This is a genomic window from Paraburkholderia sp. MM5477-R1, assembly GCF_050436385.1.
GTDB classification, from domain to species: Bacteria; Pseudomonadota; Gammaproteobacteria; order Burkholderiales; family Burkholderiaceae; genus Paraburkholderia; species Paraburkholderia tuberum.
Window position 1 is genome coordinate 39,935 of sequence record NZ_JBNDMC010000006.1, and the last position, 21,002, is coordinate 60,936.

Genomic DNA, 21,002 nt, shown 5'->3' on the forward strand with positions numbered 1-21,002 from the left:
CCGCGGCCGTCGCCGTCAATTCCCTTCGAGGAATGACTTCAGCTTGTCCGAACGGCTCGGATGACGCAGCTTGCGCAGCGCCTTCGCCTCGATCTGACGAATTCGCTCACGCGTCACGTCGAACTGCTTACCGACTTCTTCGAGCGTGTGATCCGTGCTCATCTCGATACCGAAACGCATGCGCAACACCTTCGCTTCGCGCGGCGTCAGCGAATCGAGCACGTCCTTCACGACGTCGCGCATACTCGCGTGCAACGCCGCATCCGCCGGGGCGACCGTGTTCGTATCTTCGATGAAGTCGCCCAGATGAGAATCGTCGTCGTCACCGATCGGCGTTTCCATCGAGATCGGCTCCTTCGCGATCTTCATGATCTTGCGGATCTTGTCTTCCGGCATTTCCATCTTCTCGGCCAGCGTCGCCGGATCCGGCTCGAGACCGGTTTCCTGCAGGATCTGACGCGAGATGCGGTTCATCTTGTTGATCGTTTCGATCATGTGAACCGGAATCCGGATCGTGCGCGCCTGGTCGGCGATCGAACGCGTAATGGCCTGGCGGATCCACCACGTCGCATACGTGGAGAACTTGTAGCCACGACGGTATTCGAACTTGTCCACCGCCTTCATCAGGCCGATGTTGCCTTCCTGAATCAGGTCGAGGAACTGCAGACCGCGGTTCGTGTACTTCTTCGCGATCGAGATCACGAGACGCAGGTTGGCCTCGGTCATTTCGCGCTTCGCCTGGCGCGCCTTAAGCTCGCCGGCCGCCATCTGACGGTTGGTTTCCTTCAGGTCCTTCAGCGGCAGCACCACGCGCGCCTGCAGATCGAGCAGACGTTGCTGCTGTTCGCGGATCGCCGGAATGTTGCGCGTGAGGATCGCGCTATACCCGTGACCTTCGGCGACGATCTTGTCGGCCCATTCGAGGTCCGTCTCGCTGCCTGGGAAACGCGCGATGAATTCCGCACGCGGCATCCCGCACTTGTCGACGACCGTATGCAGGATCTGACGCTCGACCTGACGCACTTCATCCACCTGCGCGCGCAGCGTGTCGCACAACCGCTCGACGGTACGCGCGGTGAAGCGGATTGTCATCAGCTCGTTCTGGATGGTTTCCTGCGCCTTCAGATACGACTTGGACTTGTAGCCTTCCTTCTCGAACGCGCGACGCATCTTGTCGAACCATTCGCTGATCGACGCGAATTTTTCGAGCGACGCGCGCCGCAGCGCTTCGAGCTGCGCGGCGTTGGCGGTGGCTTGCGCCGCGCCATCGTCTTCTTCCTCGTCCTCTTCGTCCTCTTCCTCGGCTTCCTCGTCTTCATTCTCGATCGCTTCCGCCGCCTGCGCGGAGAAGCCGTCGGCGTCTGCCGCGTCGGCGTCGATCAGACCGTCGACGAGTTCGTCGATGCGCGCTTCGTCGTTGGCGACGCGCTCGGCCATCGCGAGAATGTCGGCGATCGTGGTCGGGCACGCGGAGATGGCCATCACCATGTGCTTCAGGCCGTCTTCGATGCGCTTCGCGATTTCGATTTCGCCTTCACGCGTAAGCAGCTCGACCGTGCCCATTTCGCGCATGTACATACGCACGGGATCGGTGGTGCGGCCAAATTCGGAGTCGACGGTGGACAGCGCGACTTCAGCTTCCTCTTCGACTTCGTCGTCTGACGAAGCCGCGGGCGCGTTGTCGTTGAGCAGCAGCGTTTCAGCGTCCGGGGCCTGTTCGTAGACCGCGACGCCCATGTCGTTGAACGTGCTGATGATGCCTTCGATCGCCTCGGTCTCGGTGAAGTTGTCCGGCAGGTGATCGTTGATTTCAGCGTACGTGAGGAAGCCGCGCTCCTTGCCGAGCTTGATCAGGGCGCGCAGCTTGGAGCGACGCTCCTCGAGTTCCTCCACCGTGCCAGGCTGCGACGACGCGAACGCATCCTTCAGCAGCGCTTTTTCCTTTGCACGACGGTCGCGAGCCTTGACCTTCTCCGGCTTGCCCGGTGCGGCGGCAGCGGTTTCTTCGGTCTGGGTTGCATCGTCATCGACGGGTACTTCATTCAGCTTTTTCGTCATGGAGTTCGCCGTACCGGCTGTAGTCTCGATCCCCGGCTGTTGGACAACAGCCGGTTGAACCGTGGATACTGAAGTCACGCGCGCTACCGCATCGTCCTGAACGGCAGCCGCTTCCCTTGCGCTTCTGACACCCGCCCGCTTGGCAGCCGGCGGTGCTACAGCTTTCGCCGCCCGAACCGGTGCGGCCTGCGCGGCCGCAGTGGTCGACGACTTCTTCCCGGCAGCCGGTGCAACGCTGACAGCAGACGTTCTTCTGGCGGATGCAGTCAGCCTGGCTTCGGTAACTTTTCCGGTGCGCTCTTTAGCGCCTGAGCCCGTTGCATGATTTCCGCCTGTCGTCTTTGCCATCGCATCGCCTTTCGCCTTTGCTAGGAAAACCCTTGAAAAAACAAACCGCTAGAAACTTTTGATTATACCATCCGAGGTTTCGGCCTCGCCGCTACAGCCCGAGTTGACGCTTCATGTCGGCCCGCTTCCGGTTGAGCTCCGAAAACTCGGCAAACTCTTCCGGCGTATGCCGCGACTGTCGCGAAAGCTGTTCGAGACGATCGCAATAAGCGTCGTATCGCATCTTCAAAATCGCGGCTTTCAGCTCCTCGCCGACAATTCGTTCCTGCTCGCGCCGTTCCTCGATGACGGCCGCGTCCTGCGGGTCTTTCAGCAGCAAATCCCGGACGTTTTCATCATAGTCTAGAATTTTGCGAAAGATTTCCTCGAAAGTTGGGGCGTTCGCGCCATTTCGCAAGAGATCGGACAACAACTGGAACGCTGCCGAATCGCCGAGGGCTCGCGCGTGCGTCGTCACTTCCGCGAACAGTTCGCCGTGCCGGGTCACGGTGAGCAGCGCCTCTTCGGCCGCTTCGTCGAGCATCGCGACCGTGCGCGGATACATCACCAGATTGCGCAGCGTCTTTTCCTCGATGCCGGTCACGCTGCGCCGGTCCTTGCGGGCCGGCGCCTTGCGCGACGCGGCCGCGATCCGCGCGTCGACCTCGCAAAGCGCCGCGACTTCGCTGAATGGCACATCGAGCCGGTCTGCGAACATATGCATGATCTGCGCGCGCAGCGCATTGGCCGGCAACGCCTGCAGCAGCGGTTTCGCGTCGAACAGCGCGCGGGCCTTGCCTTCGGGCTGATCGAGCTCCTTGCCGGTCAACACCTCGTTGAGCATGAACTGCGACAACGGCATCGCCCGTTCGACCTGTTCGGCGAAAGCCTCGGTGCCGAACTCGCGCACGTAGCTGTCGGGATCATGCTCGCTGGGCAGGAACAGGAAACGGATCGTCCGGTTGTCGGCGGCGTGCGGCAGGCACGCATCGAGCGCGCGACGCGCGGCGCGCCGGCCGGCCGCGTCGCCGTCGAAACTGAAGATGACCGTATCGGTCTGGCGCATCAGTTTCTGCACATGAATCGGCGTGCAAGCGGTGCCGAGGGTCGCGACGGCGTTCTGGAAGCCCAATTGGGCCAGCGCGACCACGTCCATATAACCTTCGACGACCAGCACGTAATGTTGCTCTCGAATCGCAAGACGCGCCTCGAACAGCCCGTACAGCTCGCTGCCCTTGTTAAATAGCGGCGTTTCCGGTGAATTCAAATACTTTGGCTCGCCGCCGTCGAGCACGCGGCCGCCGAAGCCGATCACCTGTCCTTTGACATTGCGGATCGGGAACATGATCCGCTCGCGAAAGCGGTCGTAGCGGCGGTTCTGACCCTGCGCGTCCGACTTTTCGCTGACGATCACGAGACCCGCTTCGACCAGGGCGTCGTCGCGATAGTTCGGGAACGCCGCCTCGAGGTTTTGCCACCCGTCCGGCGCATAGCCGAGACCGAAGCGCGCGGCGACTTCGCCGGTCAGGCCGCGCTTCTTCAAATATTGGATCGCGCCCGGCGCACCGCGCAGTTGCTTACGGTAGTAGTCGCAGGCGGTCTGCATGAGATCGGACAGCGCGGTTGTCACGGCCTTCGATGCCGCCGGCGCGTAGCCGCCGCCAGCTCCGCCTCCACCGCCGCCGCCATATCCGGGAGAAGCCTCGTGCGGTACGGTGAGACCCACCGATTGCGCGAGCTCGTTGACCGCTTCGGGAAACGACGCGCCCACGTGTTCCATCAGGAAACCGATGGCCGTACCATGCGCACCGCAGCCGAAGCAGTGATAAAACTGTTTAGTCGGACTAACCGTAAACGAGGGGCTCTTCTCGTTGTGAAACGGACACAGCCCCATGAAGTTCGCGCCGCCCTTTTTCAGCTGCACATACCGGCCGACCACGTCGACGATATCGACGCGGTTGAGCAGGTCCTGCAGGAATGACGGTGGGATCACAGTAAATGACGCTGCCTGGAAAGCTTCAAAATCCAAGCCCGGAGCCCGGGCTCGACACCGCGCCCGGGTCCCGCGCCTCGCCTTCTGGAGGCGCGCGACCCGGACAAATCGACAGAGTTACTTAGCGAGCGCGGCCTTGACCTGTGCGGAGACGGCGGTCATGTCGGCGCGGCCGGCCAGCTTCGGCTTCAGCACGCCCATCACCTTGCCCATGTCCTGCGGGCCGGCAGCGCCGGTTTGCGCGACCGCCGCCTGCACCTCGGCAACGATTTCCGCTTCGGACATCTGCTCAGGCATGTACGCGGAAAGAATAGCCAACTCGGCCTTTTCCTTGTCCGCAAGATCCGTACGTCCTGCGGCCTCGAACTGGCTGATCGAATCCTTGCGCTGCTTGATCATCTTGTCGACGACGGCGGTTATGGCGGCATCGTCGAGCGTGACCCGCTCATCGACTTCACGCTGCTTGATCGCGGCGAGCAGCAGGCGGATCGTCCCGAGACGTTCGGTCTCGCGCGCCCGCATGGCAGCTTTCATATCGTCGTTGATCCGGTCCTTGAGACTCATCACTCACCTGAATTGCGTTGAAAAGTTGAAAAACCGGCCGGTCGACGGCGGCGATACTGCCGCATCAGCACAAAAACCCGCTTGGGACGTCTTCCTCAAGCGGGTTGGCGCAATTTTGCGTAGTGGATGCGACCCTGCCGGATGGCCCGATGGGCCGGGTTTGCCATGATGACACCTGTCGTGCCGCCATCGGCTTGGATGCTGCCGCGCCGTGTACAGCGGGGCAACGCCAGAATCAGTAGAGCTTCCTTGGCAGCATCTGGCCACGCAGACGCTTGAAATGACGCTTCACTGCCGCCGCTTTCTTGCGCTTGCGTTCGGCTGTGGGTTTCTCGTAAAACTCGCGAGCGCGAAGTTCCGTCAGTAAGCCGTTTTTCTCCATGGTGCGCTTGAAACGGCGCATGGCGACTTCGAACGGCTCATTGTCTTTTACGCGGACGGTCGTCATTTTTCAATAACGGAACTTTGTAAAGGTTCAGGAGTATAGCAGAGCTTTCTCACAAAGCCATTGCGCCGTCAAGCCCCCCGGGCATATTCGGCCGCCGCCTCGCCCGCCGCGACACCCGACGCCCACGCCCACTGGAAGTTGTAGCCGCCGAGCCAACCGGTCACGTCGACCGCCTCGCCGATGAAGTAGAGGCCCGGCACCCGCGCGCTCATCATCGTGGTCGATGACAAACCGCGTGTATCGACCCCGCCGCGCGTCACTTCGGCCTTGCGATAACCCTCGGTGCCGTTCGGCGTGAGGGTCCAGCGCGACAGCGCCTCACCGATGCCGCGCAGCGCCTTGTCCGGCAGATCGGCGACGCGGGCCTCGGCGGCCATCCGGTGAGTGTCGAGCCACACATGCGCGAGCCGCTGCGGCACCCATTCCGATAGCAGATTGGCGATCTGCCGCTTCGTGCCGCTTTTCGCGTCGATGAGCGCAGTCGCGGCGTCGCGCTCCGGCAGCAGATTGATGTGAATCGGCTCGCCGGGCTGCCAGTAGCTCGAGATCTGCAGCACGCCTGGGCCCGACAGGCCGCGGTGCGTGAGCAGCAGATCTTCGGTGAATTCGGCGCCGGTCTTCGTATTGCCAGTCGACAGCTCTACTTCAAGCGACACGCCCGATAGCGCCGCGAACGGCTCCCAGTCGGCCGGAGCGAAGGTCAGCGGAACCAGCGCGGGACGCGTGTCGATCAACTTGTGGCCGAACTGCCTGGCGATCCGGTACGCGAAATCGGTCGCGCCGATCTTCGGGATCGACAGACCGCCCGTCGCGATCACGAGCGCACGGGCGGCGATCGTGCCCGCCGTCGTGCCGAGCAGGAACTGTCCTTCGGCGTCCTGGCGCACCTCTTCGACCGACAGCGGCGTGCGCCATGCAACCCCACCGGCGTCGCATTCGTTCTTCAGCATGTCGATGACCGCGTCGCTCGACTGATCGCAGAACAGCTGGCCCTTGTGCTTCTCGTGCCATGTCACGCGATGCTGCTTCAGCAGCGCCATGAAATCGCGCGGCGTATAGCGCGCGAGCGCCGAGCGGCAAAAATGCGGATTCGCCGACAGATAATTGGCCGGCCCCGCATACAGATTCGTGAAGTTGCACCGGCCACCGCCGGAAATGCGGATTTTTTCCGCGAGACGCTGCGAGTGGTCGATCAGCGCCACACGCCGGCCGAGTTGACCGGCCACGGCCGCGCACATCATGCCGGCCGCGCCCGCGCCGATCACTGCGATATCGAAGGATTCCATGGGGCCGCATTGTACCTGCCGGGCCCACGCGTCCATGCCCGTGCTCAGCGGGCCGCCTGCGGCCGCCTGTCCGCGCTGGTATACTTTCAGGCTTACCTTTCACTTCCGGACGCGCGTCGCGCGCGCCCGTCTCAAGCGATTCATCATGCTCGTTCTCGGCATCGAAAGCTCCTGCGACGAAACCGGTCTCGCGCTCTACGACACGGAGCGCGGCCTGCTCGCGCACGCGCTGCATTCGCAGATTGCGATGCATCGGGAGTACGGCGGCGTCGTGCCGGAGCTTGCATCGCGCGACCATATCCGCCGCGCGCTGCCGCTGCTCGAAGAGGTGATGGAGCGCGCCGGCGTCGCGCGCGGCGACATCGACGCGATCGCTTACACGCAAGGGCCTGGGCTCGCGGGCGCGCTGCTGGTCGGCGCGAGCGTCGCGAATTCGCTGGCGATGGCGTGGAACAAGCCGACCGTGGGCATTCACCATCTCGAAGGGCATCTGCTGTCGCCGCTGCTCGTCGACGAGCCGCCGCCGTTCCCGTTCGTCGCGCTGCTGGTCTCGGGCGGCCACACGCAGTTGATGCGTGTGACGGACGTCGGCTTCTACGAGACGCTCGGCGAGACGCTCGACGACGCCGCCGGCGAAGCCTTCGACAAAACCGCCAAGCTGCTGGGCCTCGGCTATCCGGGCGGCCCCGAAGTCTCGCGCATGGCCGAGTTCGGTACACCCGGCGCAGTCGTGCTGCCGCGCCCGATGCTGCATTCCGGCGACCTCGATTTCAGCTTCAGCGGCCTGAAGACCGCCGTGCACACGCACGCGAACCGGCTGGGCGGCGCGAACATCTGCGAGCAGGCCAAGGCCGACCTCGCGCGCGGTTTCGTCGATGCCGCCGTCGACGTGCTGGCCGCGAAATCTCTAGCGGCGCTCAAGCGCACGAAGCTGAACCGGCTGGTGGTGGCGGGCGGCGTCGGCGCGAACCGGCAATTGCGCGAAGCGCTGTCGGCCGCCGCGCAGAAGCGCAATTTCTACGTCCACTACCCGGACCTGTCGCTATGCACGGACAACGGGGCGATGATCGCGCTGGCCGGCGCGCTGCGTTTGCAACGCTGGCCCGAACAGGCCGGCCACGACTACGCGTTCACCGTGAAGCCGCGTTGGGATCTGACGTCGCTCGCGCACTGAACCGCCGCCCCAAGAGGACAAAAAGCCGCTTTACAAGCGGCTTTTTTGCTTCAATGCCTTCGAAACGAAACGGCGTGGAGCGATCAGGAACGTATCAGGCGAGGCGCTTGTCCCGCTCGATCACCGCATACGCGCTGTGATTGTGAATCGACTCGAAGTTCTCCGCTTCGAGCACATACGCGACGATGCGCTCGTCGGCATTCAGACGCTGGGCAACGTCGCGCACGAGGTCTTCGACGAACTTCGGATTTTCATACGCGCGCTCGGTGACGAACTTCTCGTCCGGGCGCTTGAGCAGGCCCCACAGTTCACACGACGCTTCTTCCTCGGCGATACGGATCAACTCTTCGACAGCGACGTCGCCGTTCAACTCGGCATCGATCGTCACGTGCGAACGCTGATTGTGCGCGCCGTACTGCGAGATCTTCTTCGAGCACGGGCACAGGCTCGTGACCGGCACCAGCACCTTCAGGAACACCCGCGTCGCGCCATGGCGGGTCTCACCGGTCAGCGTGACTTCATAATCGAGCAAGCTCTGCACGCCCGACACCGGCGCGGTCTTGTTCACGAAGTACGGGAACGACACTTCGATGCGGCCCGCCTCGGCCTCGAGTTTTTCGAGCATAGCCGCGAGCATCGTGCGGAAGGTGGCCGGTTCGAGCGGCGCCTTGTTCTCTTCGAGCAACGCGACGAAGCGCGACATGTGGGTGCCCTTCTGCTCGGCCGGCAGATGCACGTCGAGATTCCACGTGCCGACCGACGGCTGCACTTCGCCACCTTGCGTGCGAATCGTCAATGGATGACGCACGCCCCTCACGCCGACCCGCTGGATCGGAATCTGGCGCATGTCGGGGGTGCTTTGCACGTCGGGCATCACGAAAGCGGGATTCATCTGATTCATTCTTTTGTCCTTTCTGGAAAGCGCCGGGCTGCACCAAGGTTTCGCTGCATCGGCGACTATCGCGCAGCGAGTGCGAGGCACCCAACGGCCATGCGGATCAGTGCGCGCAACGGCGAACGCCGGCTCGCGCCGGCGTTGGGTGACGGCCCACAACACCCGTCGGTTCAAACTAGAGATTGCCGAAGCCGCCGTCGCATGACGGCGGCATGAGTCGAACCTACGACGGCACGACAGCCGACAGCGCTTTACGCGACGCGCTTCACGGACGACTGACCGCCGACCGCGCCGCTCGCAAGGAAGCGTTCGCGGATCGACCGGGCGATACCCGCGGCGTCGAGACCGCACGCGGCGAGCAGCTTGGCCGGGTCCCCGTGATCGATGAACCGATCGGGGAGCCCCAATTGTAGTACGGGACGCATAACCCCACTTGCGAGCAGGGCTTCGACGCACGCCGAACCCGCGCCACCCATGATGGAGCCTTCCTCGACGGTGACGATCGCGTCGTGCGTCTCGGCCAGCTTGCGCACGAGTTCGGTGTCGAGCGGCTTCACGAAGCGCATGTTCGCGACGGTGGCGTCGAGTTGCTCGGCGGCCGCGAGCGACGGCGCGACCATCGTGCCAAACGCGAGAATCGCGATGCGCTTGCCGGCCGGCGCCGACGTCTCGCGACGCACTTCGCCCTTGCCGAGCGGCAACGCGGCCATCTGCTTGACCGTTGCGACCCCGGTACCCGCGCCGCGCGGGTAGCGCACAGCGGTCGGATGCGACTGCTGCAACGCGGTGTACAGCATCTGGCGGCACTCGTTTTCGTCAGACGGCGCCATCACGGTCATGTTCGGAATACAACGCATGAACGCGAGGTCGTACGCGCCCGCATGCGTCGCGCCGTCCGCACCAACGAGACCCGCACGATCGATTGCGAACACCACCGGCAGGTTTTGCAGCGCGACGTCGTGAATCAGCTGGTCATATGCGCGTTGCAGAAAGGTCGAATAGATCGCGACGACCGGCTTCATGCCGTCCGCGGCAAGGCCGCCCGCGAACGTCACCGCGTGCTGCTCGGCGATGCCGACGTCGAAGTAACGACCCGGGAAGCGCTTTTCGAACTCGACCATGCCCGAGCCTTCACGCATTGCCGGCGTAATGCCGATCACGCGCGAGTCGAGCTCGGCCGCGTCGCACAGCCACTCGCCGAACACCTGCGTGTAGGTCTTTTTCGACGGCGTCGCCGCCGGTTTGATACCCTCGGCCGGATTGAACTTGCCCGGGCCGTGGTACAGCACCGGATCAGCCTCGGCCAGCTTGTAGCCTTGGCCTTTCTTCGTGACCACGTGCAGGAATTGCGGCCCGCGCAGTTCCTTGATGTTTTGCAGCGTCGGAATCAGCGAATCGAGATCGTGACCGTCGATTGGTCCGATGTAGTTGAAGCCGAACTCTTCGAATAGCGTCGCCGGCACGATCATGCCCTTCGCGTGCTCCTCGAGCTTGCGCGCGAGATCGAGCACCGGCGGCGCGACGCGCAGCACGCGCTCGACGCCCGCGCGCGCAGCCGCATAGAAGCGCCCGGACATCAGACGCGCGAGATGGCGATTCAGCGCGCCGACCGGCGGCGAGATCGACATGTCGTTGTCGTTGAGGATCACGAGCAGCGGCACGTCGTCTTCGACGCCCGCGTTGTTCATTGCCTCGAAGGCCATGCCGGCCGTCATCGCGCCGTCGCCGATCACGGCGATGCCCATGCGGTTGTCGCCTTGCAGCTTGCTCGCGATCGCCATGCCGAGCGCGGCCGAAATCGACGTGCTCGAGTGCGCGGTGCCGAAGGTGTCGTATTCCGATTCGTCGCGCTTCGGGAAGCCCGAGATGCCGCCCAACTGACGCAGCGTGTGCATCTGGTCGCGACGACCGGTCAGGATCTTGTGCGGATAGGTCTGATGGCCGACGTCCCAGACGATCCGGTCGTGCGGCGTATCGAAGACGTAGTGCAGCGCGATGGTCAACTCGACCGTGCCGAGGTTGGACGAGAGATGGCCGCCCGTCTGCGATACGCTGTCGAGCACGAAGGCACGCAACTCGTCGGCAAGCGGGTGCAATTGGCGGCGATCGAGGCGGCGCAGGGCTGCCGGGTCGTCGATGGTTTTCAGCAAGTCGTACATCGTCGTTCCATTGTAGGAAAACTTACGCGCCCGCACTTCATACATGCACCCCGGGGATGGAGGGTGCGCGGCGGCGGGCTTTCGCGTTCAGCTGACCCGGTTCACCACCAGGTCGGCCAGTTCGGCAAGACGCTGCGCGCGCGCGCCGAACGGCGCGAGCGCGGCGTGCGCGTCGCTGCGCAGTTGCGCCGCGAGCGCGCGCGACGCGTCGAGCCCAATAATCGACACGTAGGTCGGCTTGCCGTCCTTCGCGTCCTTGCCGGCGGTCTTGCCGAGCGTTGCGGAGTCGGTCGTGACGTCGAGAATGTCGTCGACGACCTGAAACGCAAGACCGACCGCGGCGGCGTAGGCGTCGAGCGACGCCAGACCCTGCGCGTCCGGCGTCTCGCCGGCCAATGCGCCCATGCGCACGGCCGCGCGCAGCAGCGCGCCGGTCTTCATGCGATGCATGGTCTCCAGCTGCGGGCGGGTCAGCGTGTGGCCGACGCTCGCCAGATCGATGGCCTGGCCGCCGCACATGCCGATCGAGCCGCTTGCGAGCGCGAGTTCGCGTACGAGTGAGGCCTGCTGCGGCCGGCCGAGTACGTCGGACGTGAGCACGATGAATGCCTGCGACTGCAGCGCGTCGCCGACCAGCAGCGCGGTCGCTTCGTCATACTTGACGTGGACCGTCGGCTTGCCGCGGCGAAGTTCGTCGTCGTCCATGCAGGGCATGTCGTCGTGCACGAGCGAGTACACGTGAATCATTTCCAGCGCCGCCGCCGCCGCATCGAGGCATTCGGCACGCGCGCCGGTCAGCTCGCCGGCCGCGTGGCACAGGAGCGGCCGCACCCGCTTGCCGCCGCCGAGCACCGCATAGCGCATCGCCTCGTGCAACCTGGCGGGTTCGGTCGTCTCGGCCGGCAGATAGTGTTCCAGAGCCGTTTCGACGCGTTCGAGCACCGAGCGCGTCCATTGTTCGAATGTCATAGGTCGTCCCCGCTCTCAGTCGCGGCTGTTCCTGCGGTATTCATGGGCAGCGGCTTGAGGGTCTCGCCATCGAGGACCCGCACCTGCTGCTCGACCTTTTCGAGCTGCTGTTGACAGAATGCGACAAGTGCCGCCCCGCGACGGTAAGCGGCCAGCGATTCCTCGAGGCTCAGACTGCCGCCTTCCATGCGCGCGACGAGCTCTTCCAGTTCGGTCTGCGCGGCCTCGTAGTTCTCCGGCAGCGGCGCGCTATCGCCGCTTTCGGCTGGTGCGGCGGCGGAATCGTTCGATGCGGTCTTCGCCATGAATAGTCGCAAAATTAAAACAAGTCGGACATTCTACGGCAAAAGCGACATTTTCGATCCGCCCGCCGGCCTGCGCCCCGCCGTGCTGTCTCGCTTCGAGCCTGTCCGATGCCCACCCTTGCCCCGCTTCGACCCTGAAGTCTCGCAGAAAAAAAGCTCGAGGTCTGCGGCGAAAATGCCGAACTTTCTTGACATTTTTAACCCAAATCAGGGACTTAAGTGCCCCTGTCACAGGGAAACGGGTATAATTGCGGGCTCCCTAAATCGAATCTTCGATGGTTGGGTTGTTCACTGCTTTCACGTCTTCATCGGGAGTGGGAATGTCCAATCTGAGCAATGCATTGCAGTTGCGGTCTGTTCATAGCCAGCTGCCAGTCACGGCTTACTTTGACGAAGCGCTTCTTACGCGCGAAATCGACACCCTTTTCAAGAAAGGTCCTCGCTACATCGGCCACGATCTCATGGTGCCCGAAGCGGGGGATTATTTTGCCTTGCCCAGCGAACGCGAGGGGCGGGTACTCGTCCGTAACCAGCAGTCGCAAGTCGAGTTGCTGTCGAACGTGTGCCGCCACCGGCAAGCCATCATGCTCAACGGCCGCGGCCAGACGCAGAACATCGTCTGTCCGCTGCATCGCTGGACGTACGACCTGAAGGGCGAGCTGCTCGGCGCGCCCCATTTCGCCGACAACCCGTGCCTGAATCTCGGCGCCACGCCACTGCGGAACTGGCAGGGTCTCCTGTTCGAGGCCCAAGGTCGGGACGTCGCGAAAGATCTCGCACGCCTCGGCACCAAGCGCCATTTCGATTTCTCGGGCTTCATGTTCGATCACGTCGAAGTCCATGAGTGCAACTACAACTGGAAGACCTTCATCGAGGTCTATCTGGAGGACTATCACGTCGCACCGTTCCATCCGGGCCTCGGCAGCTTCGTCAATTGCGACGATCTGACGTGGGAGTTCGGCGACTGGTACAGCGTGCAGACGGTCGGCGTGCACAAGGCGCTCGAGCAACCGGGCAGCCCGACGTATCGCAAGTGGCACGACGAAGTGCTGCGCTTTCGCGACGGCAATCCGCCCGAGTTCGGCGCGATCTGGATGGTGTACTACCCGGGCATCATGATCGAGTGGTATCCGCACGTGCTGGTCGTGTCGTGGCTGATTCCGCGCGGTCCGCAGAAGACCACCAACGTGGTGGAGTTCTATTACCCCGAGGAAATCGCGCTGTTCGAGCGCGACTTCGTCGAAGCCGAGCGCGCCGCCTATATGGAGACAGCCCGCGAAGACGACGAGATCGCCGAGCGCATGGACGCCGGCCGCCTCGCGTTGATGGAGCGCGGCGAATCACAGGTCGGACCGTATCAGAGCCCGATGGAAGACGGTATGCAGCACTTCCACGAGTTTCTGCGGCGCGAACTCGGCACGATCTGATCCGCGCCGCGTGGCGCATCGATCGACTCAAGGAAAGACGGGCTTCGACCCGTCTTTTTTTGTTTAGACTACCGATATAGACCGGCCATGCGCCAGCCGCGTGAACGACGCGGCCCGCAGCCGCCATCGCCCGTATCGAGGAGACGCTCATGCCCCACACTCATTACACCACCCTGATCTCCGCGACCAATCTTGCCGCGCGGCTCACGGCCGCGCCGGGCAGCGTGTTCGTGATCGACTGCCGGTTCGACCTCGCCGACACCGACGCGGGCGAGAAAGCCTGGCTGGCCGGCCATCTGCCGGGCGCGCACTATCTGCATCTCGATCGCGATCTGTCCGGGCCGAAGAACGGCTCGAACGGCCGGCATCCGCTGCCCGATCGCGCGCGGCTCGTCGAAACGCTGGAGTCGCGGGGACTGAAGCAAGGTCAACAGGTCGTCGCATATGACGCACAAGGCGGCATGTACGCGGCGCGCGTCTGGTGGCTGTTGCGCTGGCTCGGTCACGACGCGGTCGCGCTGCTCGACGGCGGGCTGCAGGCATGGGAAGCGGCTGGCCAACCGCTGACGCAGGACGTGCCCGCGCAGAACACCGGCGACTTCAAGGCGGCCGCGCCGCTCGCCGTGACTATCGATACCCAGGCGGTCGAGCGCAACCTTGGTTCGAAGGAGCGAATCGTCGTCGATGCGCGCGCGGCCGATCGCTATCGCGGCGAAAACGAGACGCTCGACCGCGTCGGTGGCCATATCCCGGGCGCGCTGAACCGCTTCTTCAAGGACAACCTGACCCCCGACGGCCGCTTCAAGCCGGCGCACACACTGCGTGAGGAATTCCACGCGCTGCTCGGCGACACGCCGCCCGAACACGTGGTGCTGCAATGCGGCTCGGGCGTGACCGCCTGCATCAATTCGCTTGCGATGGAGGTTGCCGGCCTGCATGGTTCAGCGTTGTACGCGGGCTCCTGGAGCGAATGGAGTTCCGATCCGAAACGGCCGGTGGCGACGGGGGCGAAACCTTGAGCGCGAGCCGCCGCAAGTCGTAACCAGACGCGAGGAATTCGAGCAGCGCTTCAAGCCACGCCGTGCTGCTTGAACCACACGAGCGTACGACGCCAGCCATCCTCGGCATCGGCCTTCCTGTAGCTCGGACGGTAATCGGCGAAAAACGCGTGACCCGCGTCGTCATAAACGACGAACTGTGAGCCGCGTCCTGCTTGCGGCCCTTGCGCGATCGCCTGCTTCATCTGCTCGAGCGTGTCCTGCGGATTGCTTTGATCCTGGCGCCCATACAGGCCGAGCACCGGCGCATGAAGGTCAGCGACGAGATCGATCGGATTGGCCGGCGTCATCGCATTCTTCGCGCCGGTCACGCGACCGTACCAGGCGACCCCCGCCTTCACGCGCGGATTGTGTTCGGCATAGAGCCACGAGATGCGCCCACCCCAGCAGAAGCCGTTCACGCCGAGCCGGTTCAGGTCGCCGCCGTTTTCGCCGGCCCACGCGACGGCTGCGTCGAGGTCGGCCAGCACCTGCTCGTCGGGTACCTTGCTGAGCAGTTGCTCGCTCAGTTGCTGGATGCTCGTGTAGACGGTCGGATCGCCCTCGCGCTCGAACAGGTTCGGCGCGATTGCCAGATAGCCCAGCTTCGCGAAGCGCCGGCAGACGTCCGCGATATGCTCGTGCACGCCGAAAGCCTCATGCACGACGAGGATCACCGGCAGATGCGTCTTGCCCTTCGGCTGCGCGCGGTAGGCCGGTATCAGCGTACCGAGCGAATGAAACGCCACCTCCCCTGCTTCGAGGCCGTCGCTGTCGGTATGAATGGTTTGCGCCGAGACTGGCAGCACCGCCGCCGCGAAACCGGTGCCCAGCGCCGCCTTGATGAAGGTGCGCCGATCGAAGGGAACGTGCGGGACCAGGCAGTCGACCTCAGGCTTCAGCATGTGGCGCTCCTCGAAGAATTGTTAGAGGCAACAGGATACGCCTTGCGCGCATCCCGTTGCACATTCAACTGAGGAGATCGTCCGCGCGCGTCAGTGCAGCTTGACGCGCGGCAGCGTGGTACGGCGCAACCAATGCGCGAAGGTGTCGAGCACCATGCGCGGATAGCCGTGCAGCGCCGCGATATGCAGCCGGTACAGCGACATGTACATGAAGCGCGCGAACAGCCCTTCGATCAGCATATTGCCGCCAATCACCCCGCCCATCAGATTGCCGACCGCGCTGAAGTGGCCGAGCGAGACCAGCGAGCCGAAGTCGCGATAAGTGAATTCCGGTTGTGGCCTGTTGTCGAGGCGCGCCGCCAGTCCTTTCATCAGAAAGCTCGCCTGCTGATGCGCGGCCTGCGCGCGCGGCGGCACGTTGCGCTCGTTGCCCGGCCACTCGCACGCCGCGCAGTCGCCGAGCGCGAAGATGTTGTCGTCGATCCCGGTTTGCAGCGTACGGCGCACGACCAGTTGGCCGAGCCGGTTGACCGGCAAGCCGTCGAGCTGACCGAGCACCGCCGGCGCCTTGATGCCCGCCGCCCACACGGTCAGATCGGCCCGCACGGTGTGACCGCTCGCGGTGCGGATGTAGCCCGGCGCGACCTCGGCCACCGTCTCGCCAATCATCAGCTTCACGCCGAGCTTGGTCAGCAATTCGGCGGTGGCCGTGGAAACGCGCTCCTGCAACGCGGGCAGAATGCGCGGCCCCGCCTCGATCAGCACGATGCCGACGTCATGCCGCGGATCGAGCTTGTGCAAGCCATACGCGGACAACACCTGCGCGGTATTGCGCAACTCCGCCGACAACTCGACCCCCGTCGCGCCGCCGCCGACGATCGCCACCTGAATGCGCGGCTCGCTGGACGTCCACGTGCCGGGTCCCGGTCTCGACTCGACGGGTTCGTGCGCCTGATGCTCGGCGCGCACGCATGCGGCGATCAGGCGCTTGCGGAAACGCTCTGCCTCACTAACCGTATCCAGTGCGAAGGAGAATTCGGCCGCTCCCTTGACGCCGAAGAAGGCCGTGGTACTGCCAATCGCGATGATCAGCGTGTCGTACTCGAGCTCGCGTTCGGGCAGCAGTTCAGCGCCGTCGTCGTCCAGCACGGTGCCGAGCGTAATGCGTCGGTTCGTGCGGTCGAGTGCGGTCAGGTCGCCTTGCTGGAATGCGAAGCCATGCCAGCGCGCCTGCGCCGCGTACGGGAGCTCCTGCGTGAACGGGTCCATGCTGCCCGCCGCCACCTCGTGCAGCAGCGGCTTCCAGATATGCGTCGGATAGCGGTCGACCAGCGTGACCTGGGCCTGCGCGCTGCGCCCCTTCTTGTCGGCCCCATAGCGATCGCCAAGACGCGTCGCCAGTTCCAATCCTCCCGCACCTCCGCCAACGACGATAAATCGATGCATTGCACTTCTCCGTGTAGCCGATGAATTATCTGTCGCGACGCTGCGCATGAATGCGCCGTCCTGAACCGATTGTCCTCGACCCGCCTGGGAAGTCACAAGTCGCCAAAACCCATGTGTGACATGCGCACGACGTTATCGTGCGCATGTCACGGGCATGTCAATGCGCTTCCTCCCAGTTCAGGCCCGCACCGACCTCGGCGACGAGCGGCACCTTCAGCGCGGCGACGCCGCACATCAGTTCTGGCAGGCGCTTGCGGACTTCGGACAACTCAGCGTCGGGCACTTCGAGAATCAGTTCGTCATGCACCTGCATGATCATCCGCGTGCCGATCTTCGAGTCTTCGATCCAGTTCTGCACGGCGATCATCGAAAGCTTGATCAGGTCAGCCGCGGTGCCCTGCATCGGCGCGTTGATCGCGGCACGCTCGGCGGCCTGGCGGCGCGGACCGTTGCCGCCGTTGATCTCGGGCAGCCACAGACGACGGCCGAACACCGTTTCGACGTAGCCCTTCGCCTTCGCGCTCAAACGCGTCTCGTCCATATAGCGCGCGACGCCGGGATAGCGCGCGAAGTAGCGGTCGATATAAATCTTCGCCGCATCGCGCGTGATGCCGAGGTTCGACGCGAGTCCGAACGCGCTCATGCCGTAGATGAGCCCAAAGTTGATGACCTTCGCGACGCGCCGCTGATCGCTCGACACTTCGAGCGGCGTCACGCTGAAGATTTCCGACGCGGTGGCGCGGTGAATGTCCTCGCCCTGCGAAAACGCGCGCAACAACGATTCGTCGCCCGAGATGTGGGCCATGATGCGCAATTCGATCTGCGAATAATCGGCGGAGACGAGCTTGTGCCCGGGCGGCGCGATGAACGCCTCGCGGATGCGCCGACCTTCGCCGGTACGCACCGGAATGTTCTGCAGGTTTGGATCGTTCGATGCGAGCCGCCCCGTCACCGCGACGGCCTGCGCGTAGTTCGTATGCACGCGGCCGGTGTGCTGATTGACCATGCGCGGCAGCTTGTCGGTATAGGTCGACTTCAGTTTCGACAGGCCGCGATGTTCGAGCAGAATCTTCGGCAGCGGATAGTCTTCGGCGAGCTTCTGCAACACCTCTTCGTCGGTGGAAGGCGCACCGCTCGGCGTCTTCTTGATGACCGGCAGTTCGAGCTTCTCGAAGAAAATCTGACCAATCTGCTTTGGCGAGCCGAGGTTGAATTCGCCGCCGGCCAGTTCGTACGCCTTGCCTTCGAGTTCGATCAGACGCGTGGCGATCTCACTGCTCTGCTGACGCAGCTTCTCCGCGTCGATCAGCACGCCGGTCCGCTCCATCTTGCGCAGTACGCGCGAAGTCGGCACTTCGATCTCGCGATACACGTGGTCGAGCGACTTCTCCGCGGCGATCTGCGGATACAAGGCCTGATGCAGACGCAGCGTGATGTCTGCGTCTTCGGCCGCATATTCGGCGGCTTTGTCGAGCGCGACTTCGTCGAAGCCGATCTGCTGCGCGCCCTTGCCCGCGACCTCTTCGTACTTGATCGTCTTCACGCCGAGATGACGCAGCGCGAGGCTGTCCATGTCGTGCGTGCGATGCGATTCGAGCACGTACGACTCGAGCAGCGTGTCATGCTCGACGCCGCGCATTTCGATGCCGTAATTCGCGAGCACCTGTTCGTCGTACTTCAGATGCTGGCCGACCTTCTTGTGGCCTGCGCTTTCGAGCCACGGCTTGAGCTTCGCGAGCACTTCGTCGCGCGGCAGCTGCACCGGCGCGTCGGGGCCGCGATGCGCGAGCGGCACATACGCGGCGCGGCCCGCTTCGACCGACAGCGACAAGCCGACGATCTGCGCGATCATCGGATCGAGCGACGTGGTCTCGGTATCGAACGAGGTCAGCTCGGCCGCATTGATCCTGTCGAGCCACGCGTCGAGCTGCTCCCATGTTTGCACGGTCTCGTAGTGGCGCTCGTGATCGACGGACAACGCGGGGGGCACGTCGGTTTCCGGACCTTCGACCGCATCGGCGATTTCGACTTCGCGCAGCCACGTCTTGAAGCCGTGGCGCGTGAACACCTCGCGCAACTCTTCGCGCGATTCGGGAAGGCTCGGCAGACTCTCCTCGATCGACACGATGTGCCCGGTCAGATCGCAATGACGCTCGACTGTGACGAGCTTGCGCGCCATCGGCAAAAAGTCCAGCGCGCGGCGCAGATTCTCGCCGACCGCGCCCTTGATCTCGCTCGCATGCCCGACGATGCCATCTAGCGACTCATATTGCGTCAGCCATTTGACCGCGGTTTTCGGACCGCACTTCTCGACGCCCGGCACGTTGTCGACGGTATCGCCGATCAGCGACAGATAATCGATGATGCGCTCCGGCGGCACACCGAACTTCGCGACCACGCCGTCGCGGTCGAGGGTTTCGTTGGTCATCGTATTGACGAGCGTCACGCGGTTCGACACGAGCTGCGCGAGGTCCTTGTCGCCGGTCGACACGACCACGTTCATGCCGAGCTTTTCCGCTTCGGTGCACAGCGTGCCGATCACGTCATCCGCTTCGACGCGATCGATCATCAGCAGCGGCCAGCCGAGCGCACGCACCGCGACGTGAATCGGCTCGATCTGACGGGCAAGATCTTCCGGCATCGACGGACGGTTCGCCTTGTATTCCGGATACCAGTCGTCGCGAAACGTTTTGCCCTTGGCGTCGAACACGCACGCGCTATACTCTGCTGTGACTTCCTTGCGCATGCGCCGCAGCATGTTGATCATCCCGTAGAGCGCACCCGTCGGGCCACCCTCGGGACCGCGCAGATCAGGCATCGCATGGTAGGCCCGGTACAGATAACTCGAACCGTCGACCAACAGCAGGGTCTTACCTTCAAGGCTTCGTTCTTCAGGCATTATGACTAAGAGAAAAGTGATTCCGAGTCTGCGATCGCTCGCAGATCAAGAGCGCGCAACGGCCAAGAAAGCCCGCGCATCGTGGCAGATGTTCACGATTATGGCAGAGTTTATCGAGGCGACCGAGTACCTGTCGGAGATTCGCCCGGCGGTCAGCATCTACGGTTCGGCGCGCCTGAAACCGAACTCGCCGTACTACAAACTCGCCACGCAGATCGCGCGCAAATTGTCGGATGCTGGCTTCGCGGTGATCTCCGGCGGCGGCCCCGGCATCATGGAAGCGGCCAACAAGGGCGCGCATGCGGGCAAGGCGCCTTCGGTCGGTCTGAACATCGAGTTGCCGCACGAGCAGTCGGGCAACCAGTGGCAGGACATCTCGCTGCGCTTTCGCCATTTCTTCACGCGCAAGGTCACGTTCGTGAAGAACTCGGACGCGGTGATCGTGATGCCCGGCGGCTTCGGCACGCTCGACGAACTGGCCGAAGTGCTCACGCTGATCCAGACCAAGAAGTCGCGCCATGTGCCGATCATTCTGGTCGGCGCCGAGTTCTGGGAAGGTCTGCTCGCGTGGTTCAAGAGCGCTCTGATTCCGATGGGTTTGATCAATCCGACCGACATCGATCTGATGCAGGTGATCGACAATCCGGACCAGGTGCTCGAAGCGGTGCTCAAGTTCTACGAAGACCGCGAGGAAGGCGAAGTTCATCCGGTCAAGTCGGAAGAAGACCGGATGTTCTACCTGTGATGGCAAGAGGCTGCGCGCCTCGCATTGCGCGTAGCACGATGCCTATCGTCGCGCACATGGCGGGCAGCCTTCGGGCTGCCCGCTTTCGTTTTGCAGGCCAGTTTGCGGCGCGCTGACTGTCAACCGGATTGGCGAACAAATCGTTTGCACGCTTGCCGTCCGGCGCTAACGTGCTCAGCTGGTACTCGAAGCTCGCAATCTGAACGAACTCACCTCACCCGAAGCCGCGCTCGCGCCGACGTTGCGTGAGATCTTCAGCGGTTTTCTCGGCCCCGGTCTCATCTCATTCGGCGGCGCGTTGCCGCTCGCGCGCCGTGCACTCGTCGATGCTGCGACTGCCGCTGCTGCCGACGATGCTCGTGCTC

The 21,002-nt window shown here is 63.7% G+C and carries 16 protein-coding genes and 1 pseudogene; 5 read left to right on the forward strand and 12 right to left on the reverse strand.

Translation table 11 applies throughout. From position 1 onward, the window contains the following. Positions 1 to 15 precede the first annotated feature (15 nt). From rpoD to OKW35_RS18530, 5 genes are all read right to left on the reverse strand, one after another. The gene (gene rpoD / locus OKW35_RS18510; protein WP_429552825.1) at positions 16 to 2,406 is read right to left on the reverse strand and encodes an RNA polymerase sigma factor RpoD; all 2,391 of its coding nucleotides are present in this window, start codon (positions 2,404 to 2,406) and stop codon (positions 16 to 18) included. A gap of 91 nt (positions 2,407 to 2,497) precedes the next feature. Further along, on the reverse strand, positions 2,498 to 4,378 hold the full coding sequence (dnaG, locus tag OKW35_RS18515; RefSeq protein ID WP_184057453.1) for a DNA primase: 1,881 nt from the start codon (positions 4,376 to 4,378) through the stop codon (positions 2,498 to 2,500). A gap of 117 nt (positions 4,379 to 4,495) precedes the next feature. Then, positions 4,496 to 4,942: a GatB/YqeY domain-containing protein gene (locus OKW35_RS18520; RefSeq protein ID WP_042328916.1), complete on the reverse strand. Its 447-nt coding sequence runs from the start codon at positions 4,940 to 4,942 to the stop codon at positions 4,496 to 4,498. Between the two features lie 235 nt (positions 4,943 to 5,177). Further along, positions 5,178 to 5,390: a 30S ribosomal protein S21 gene (gene rpsU, locus OKW35_RS18525; protein ID WP_090808416.1), complete on the reverse strand. Its 213-nt coding sequence runs from the start codon at positions 5,388 to 5,390 to the stop codon at positions 5,178 to 5,180. 68 nt (positions 5,391 to 5,458) lie between these two features. After that, positions 5,459 to 6,676: an NAD(P)/FAD-dependent oxidoreductase gene (locus OKW35_RS18530; RefSeq protein ID WP_184057457.1), complete on the reverse strand. Its 1,218-nt coding sequence runs from the start codon at positions 6,674 to 6,676 to the stop codon at positions 5,459 to 5,461. 145 nt (positions 6,677 to 6,821) lie between these two features. Here OKW35_RS18530 and tsaD point away from each other — a divergent pair, with 145 nt between their 5' ends. Then, positions 6,822 to 7,850 carry a tRNA (adenosine(37)-N6)-threonylcarbamoyltransferase complex transferase subunit TsaD gene (tsaD, locus tag OKW35_RS18535; protein WP_429552826.1) on the forward strand — a complete coding sequence of 343 codons (1,029 nt, stop codon included), beginning with the start codon at positions 6,822 to 6,824 and terminating at the stop codon, positions 7,848 to 7,850. A gap of 94 nt (positions 7,851 to 7,944) precedes the next feature. On the opposite strand, the gene folE2 is transcribed toward tsaD, so the two are convergent. The 4 genes from folE2 to OKW35_RS18555 form a co-directional block, all read right to left on the reverse strand. Further along, positions 7,945 to 8,751: a GTP cyclohydrolase FolE2 gene (gene folE2, locus OKW35_RS18540; protein WP_090808410.1), complete on the reverse strand. Its 807-nt coding sequence runs from the start codon at positions 8,749 to 8,751 to the stop codon at positions 7,945 to 7,947. A 245-nt stretch (positions 8,752 to 8,996) separates the two neighbouring features. Next, on the reverse strand, positions 8,997 to 10,904 hold the full coding sequence (dxs, locus tag OKW35_RS18545) for a 1-deoxy-D-xylulose-5-phosphate synthase (protein WP_429552827.1): 1,908 nt from the start codon (positions 10,902 to 10,904) through the stop codon (positions 8,997 to 8,999). Positions 10,905 to 10,991: 87 nt separating this feature from the next. Next, positions 10,992 to 11,873: a polyprenyl synthetase family protein gene (locus tag OKW35_RS18550; protein WP_184057461.1), complete on the reverse strand. Its 882-nt coding sequence runs from the start codon at positions 11,871 to 11,873 to the stop codon at positions 10,992 to 10,994. After that, positions 11,870 to 12,178: an exodeoxyribonuclease VII small subunit gene (locus tag OKW35_RS18555; RefSeq protein ID WP_090808406.1), complete on the reverse strand. Its 309-nt coding sequence runs from the start codon at positions 12,176 to 12,178 to the stop codon at positions 11,870 to 11,872. Before OKW35_RS18555 ends, OKW35_RS18550 begins: the two co-directional genes overlap by 4 nt. A gap of 320 nt (positions 12,179 to 12,498) precedes the next feature. Here OKW35_RS18555 and OKW35_RS18560 point away from each other — a divergent pair, with 320 nt between their 5' ends. Both OKW35_RS18560 and OKW35_RS18565 read left to right on the forward strand, forming a co-directional pair. After that, entirely contained in the window at positions 12,499 to 13,605 is a 1,107-nt protein-coding gene (locus OKW35_RS18560; protein WP_429352636.1) for an aromatic ring-hydroxylating oxygenase subunit alpha, read from the forward strand. Positions 13,606 to 13,754: 149 nt separating this feature from the next. Next, positions 13,755 to 14,624: a sulfurtransferase gene (locus tag OKW35_RS18565; protein WP_429552828.1), complete on the forward strand. Its 870-nt coding sequence runs from the start codon at positions 13,755 to 13,757 to the stop codon at positions 14,622 to 14,624. A gap of 50 nt (positions 14,625 to 14,674) precedes the next feature. Here the strand turns inward: OKW35_RS18565 and OKW35_RS18570 are convergent, their stop codons facing one another. The 3 genes from OKW35_RS18570 to polA form a co-directional block, all read right to left on the reverse strand. Then, the gene (locus OKW35_RS18570; protein WP_184057465.1) at positions 14,675 to 15,547 is read right to left on the reverse strand and encodes a dienelactone hydrolase family protein; all 873 of its coding nucleotides are present in this window, start codon (positions 15,545 to 15,547) and stop codon (positions 14,675 to 14,677) included. A gap of 90 nt (positions 15,548 to 15,637) precedes the next feature. Then, positions 15,638 to 16,993, reverse strand: coding sequence for an NAD(P)/FAD-dependent oxidoreductase (locus OKW35_RS18575; protein WP_429552829.1), 1,356 nt, complete (start codon positions 16,991 to 16,993; stop codon positions 15,638 to 15,640). A gap of 157 nt (positions 16,994 to 17,150) precedes the next feature. After that, positions 17,151 to 19,892 carry a DNA polymerase I gene (gene polA / locus OKW35_RS18580; RefSeq protein WP_429552830.1) on the reverse strand — a complete coding sequence of 914 codons (2,742 nt, stop codon included), beginning with the start codon at positions 19,890 to 19,892 and terminating at the stop codon, positions 17,151 to 17,153. Position 19,893: 1 nt separating this feature from the next. On the opposite strand from polA, the gene OKW35_RS18585 reads away from it, so the two are divergent. Together OKW35_RS18585 and OKW35_RS18590 are read left to right on the forward strand one after the other, a co-directional pair. Further along, a complete protein-coding gene (locus OKW35_RS18585; protein WP_035471771.1) occupies positions 19,894 to 20,637 on the forward strand; it encodes a TIGR00730 family Rossman fold protein in 744 nt (247 codons plus the stop codon). Between the two features lie 199 nt (positions 20,638 to 20,836). After that, positions 20,837 to 20,992, forward strand: a pseudogene (locus tag OKW35_RS18590) (chromate transporter); the annotation flags it as partial. Positions 20,993 to 21,002 lie beyond the last annotated feature (10 nt).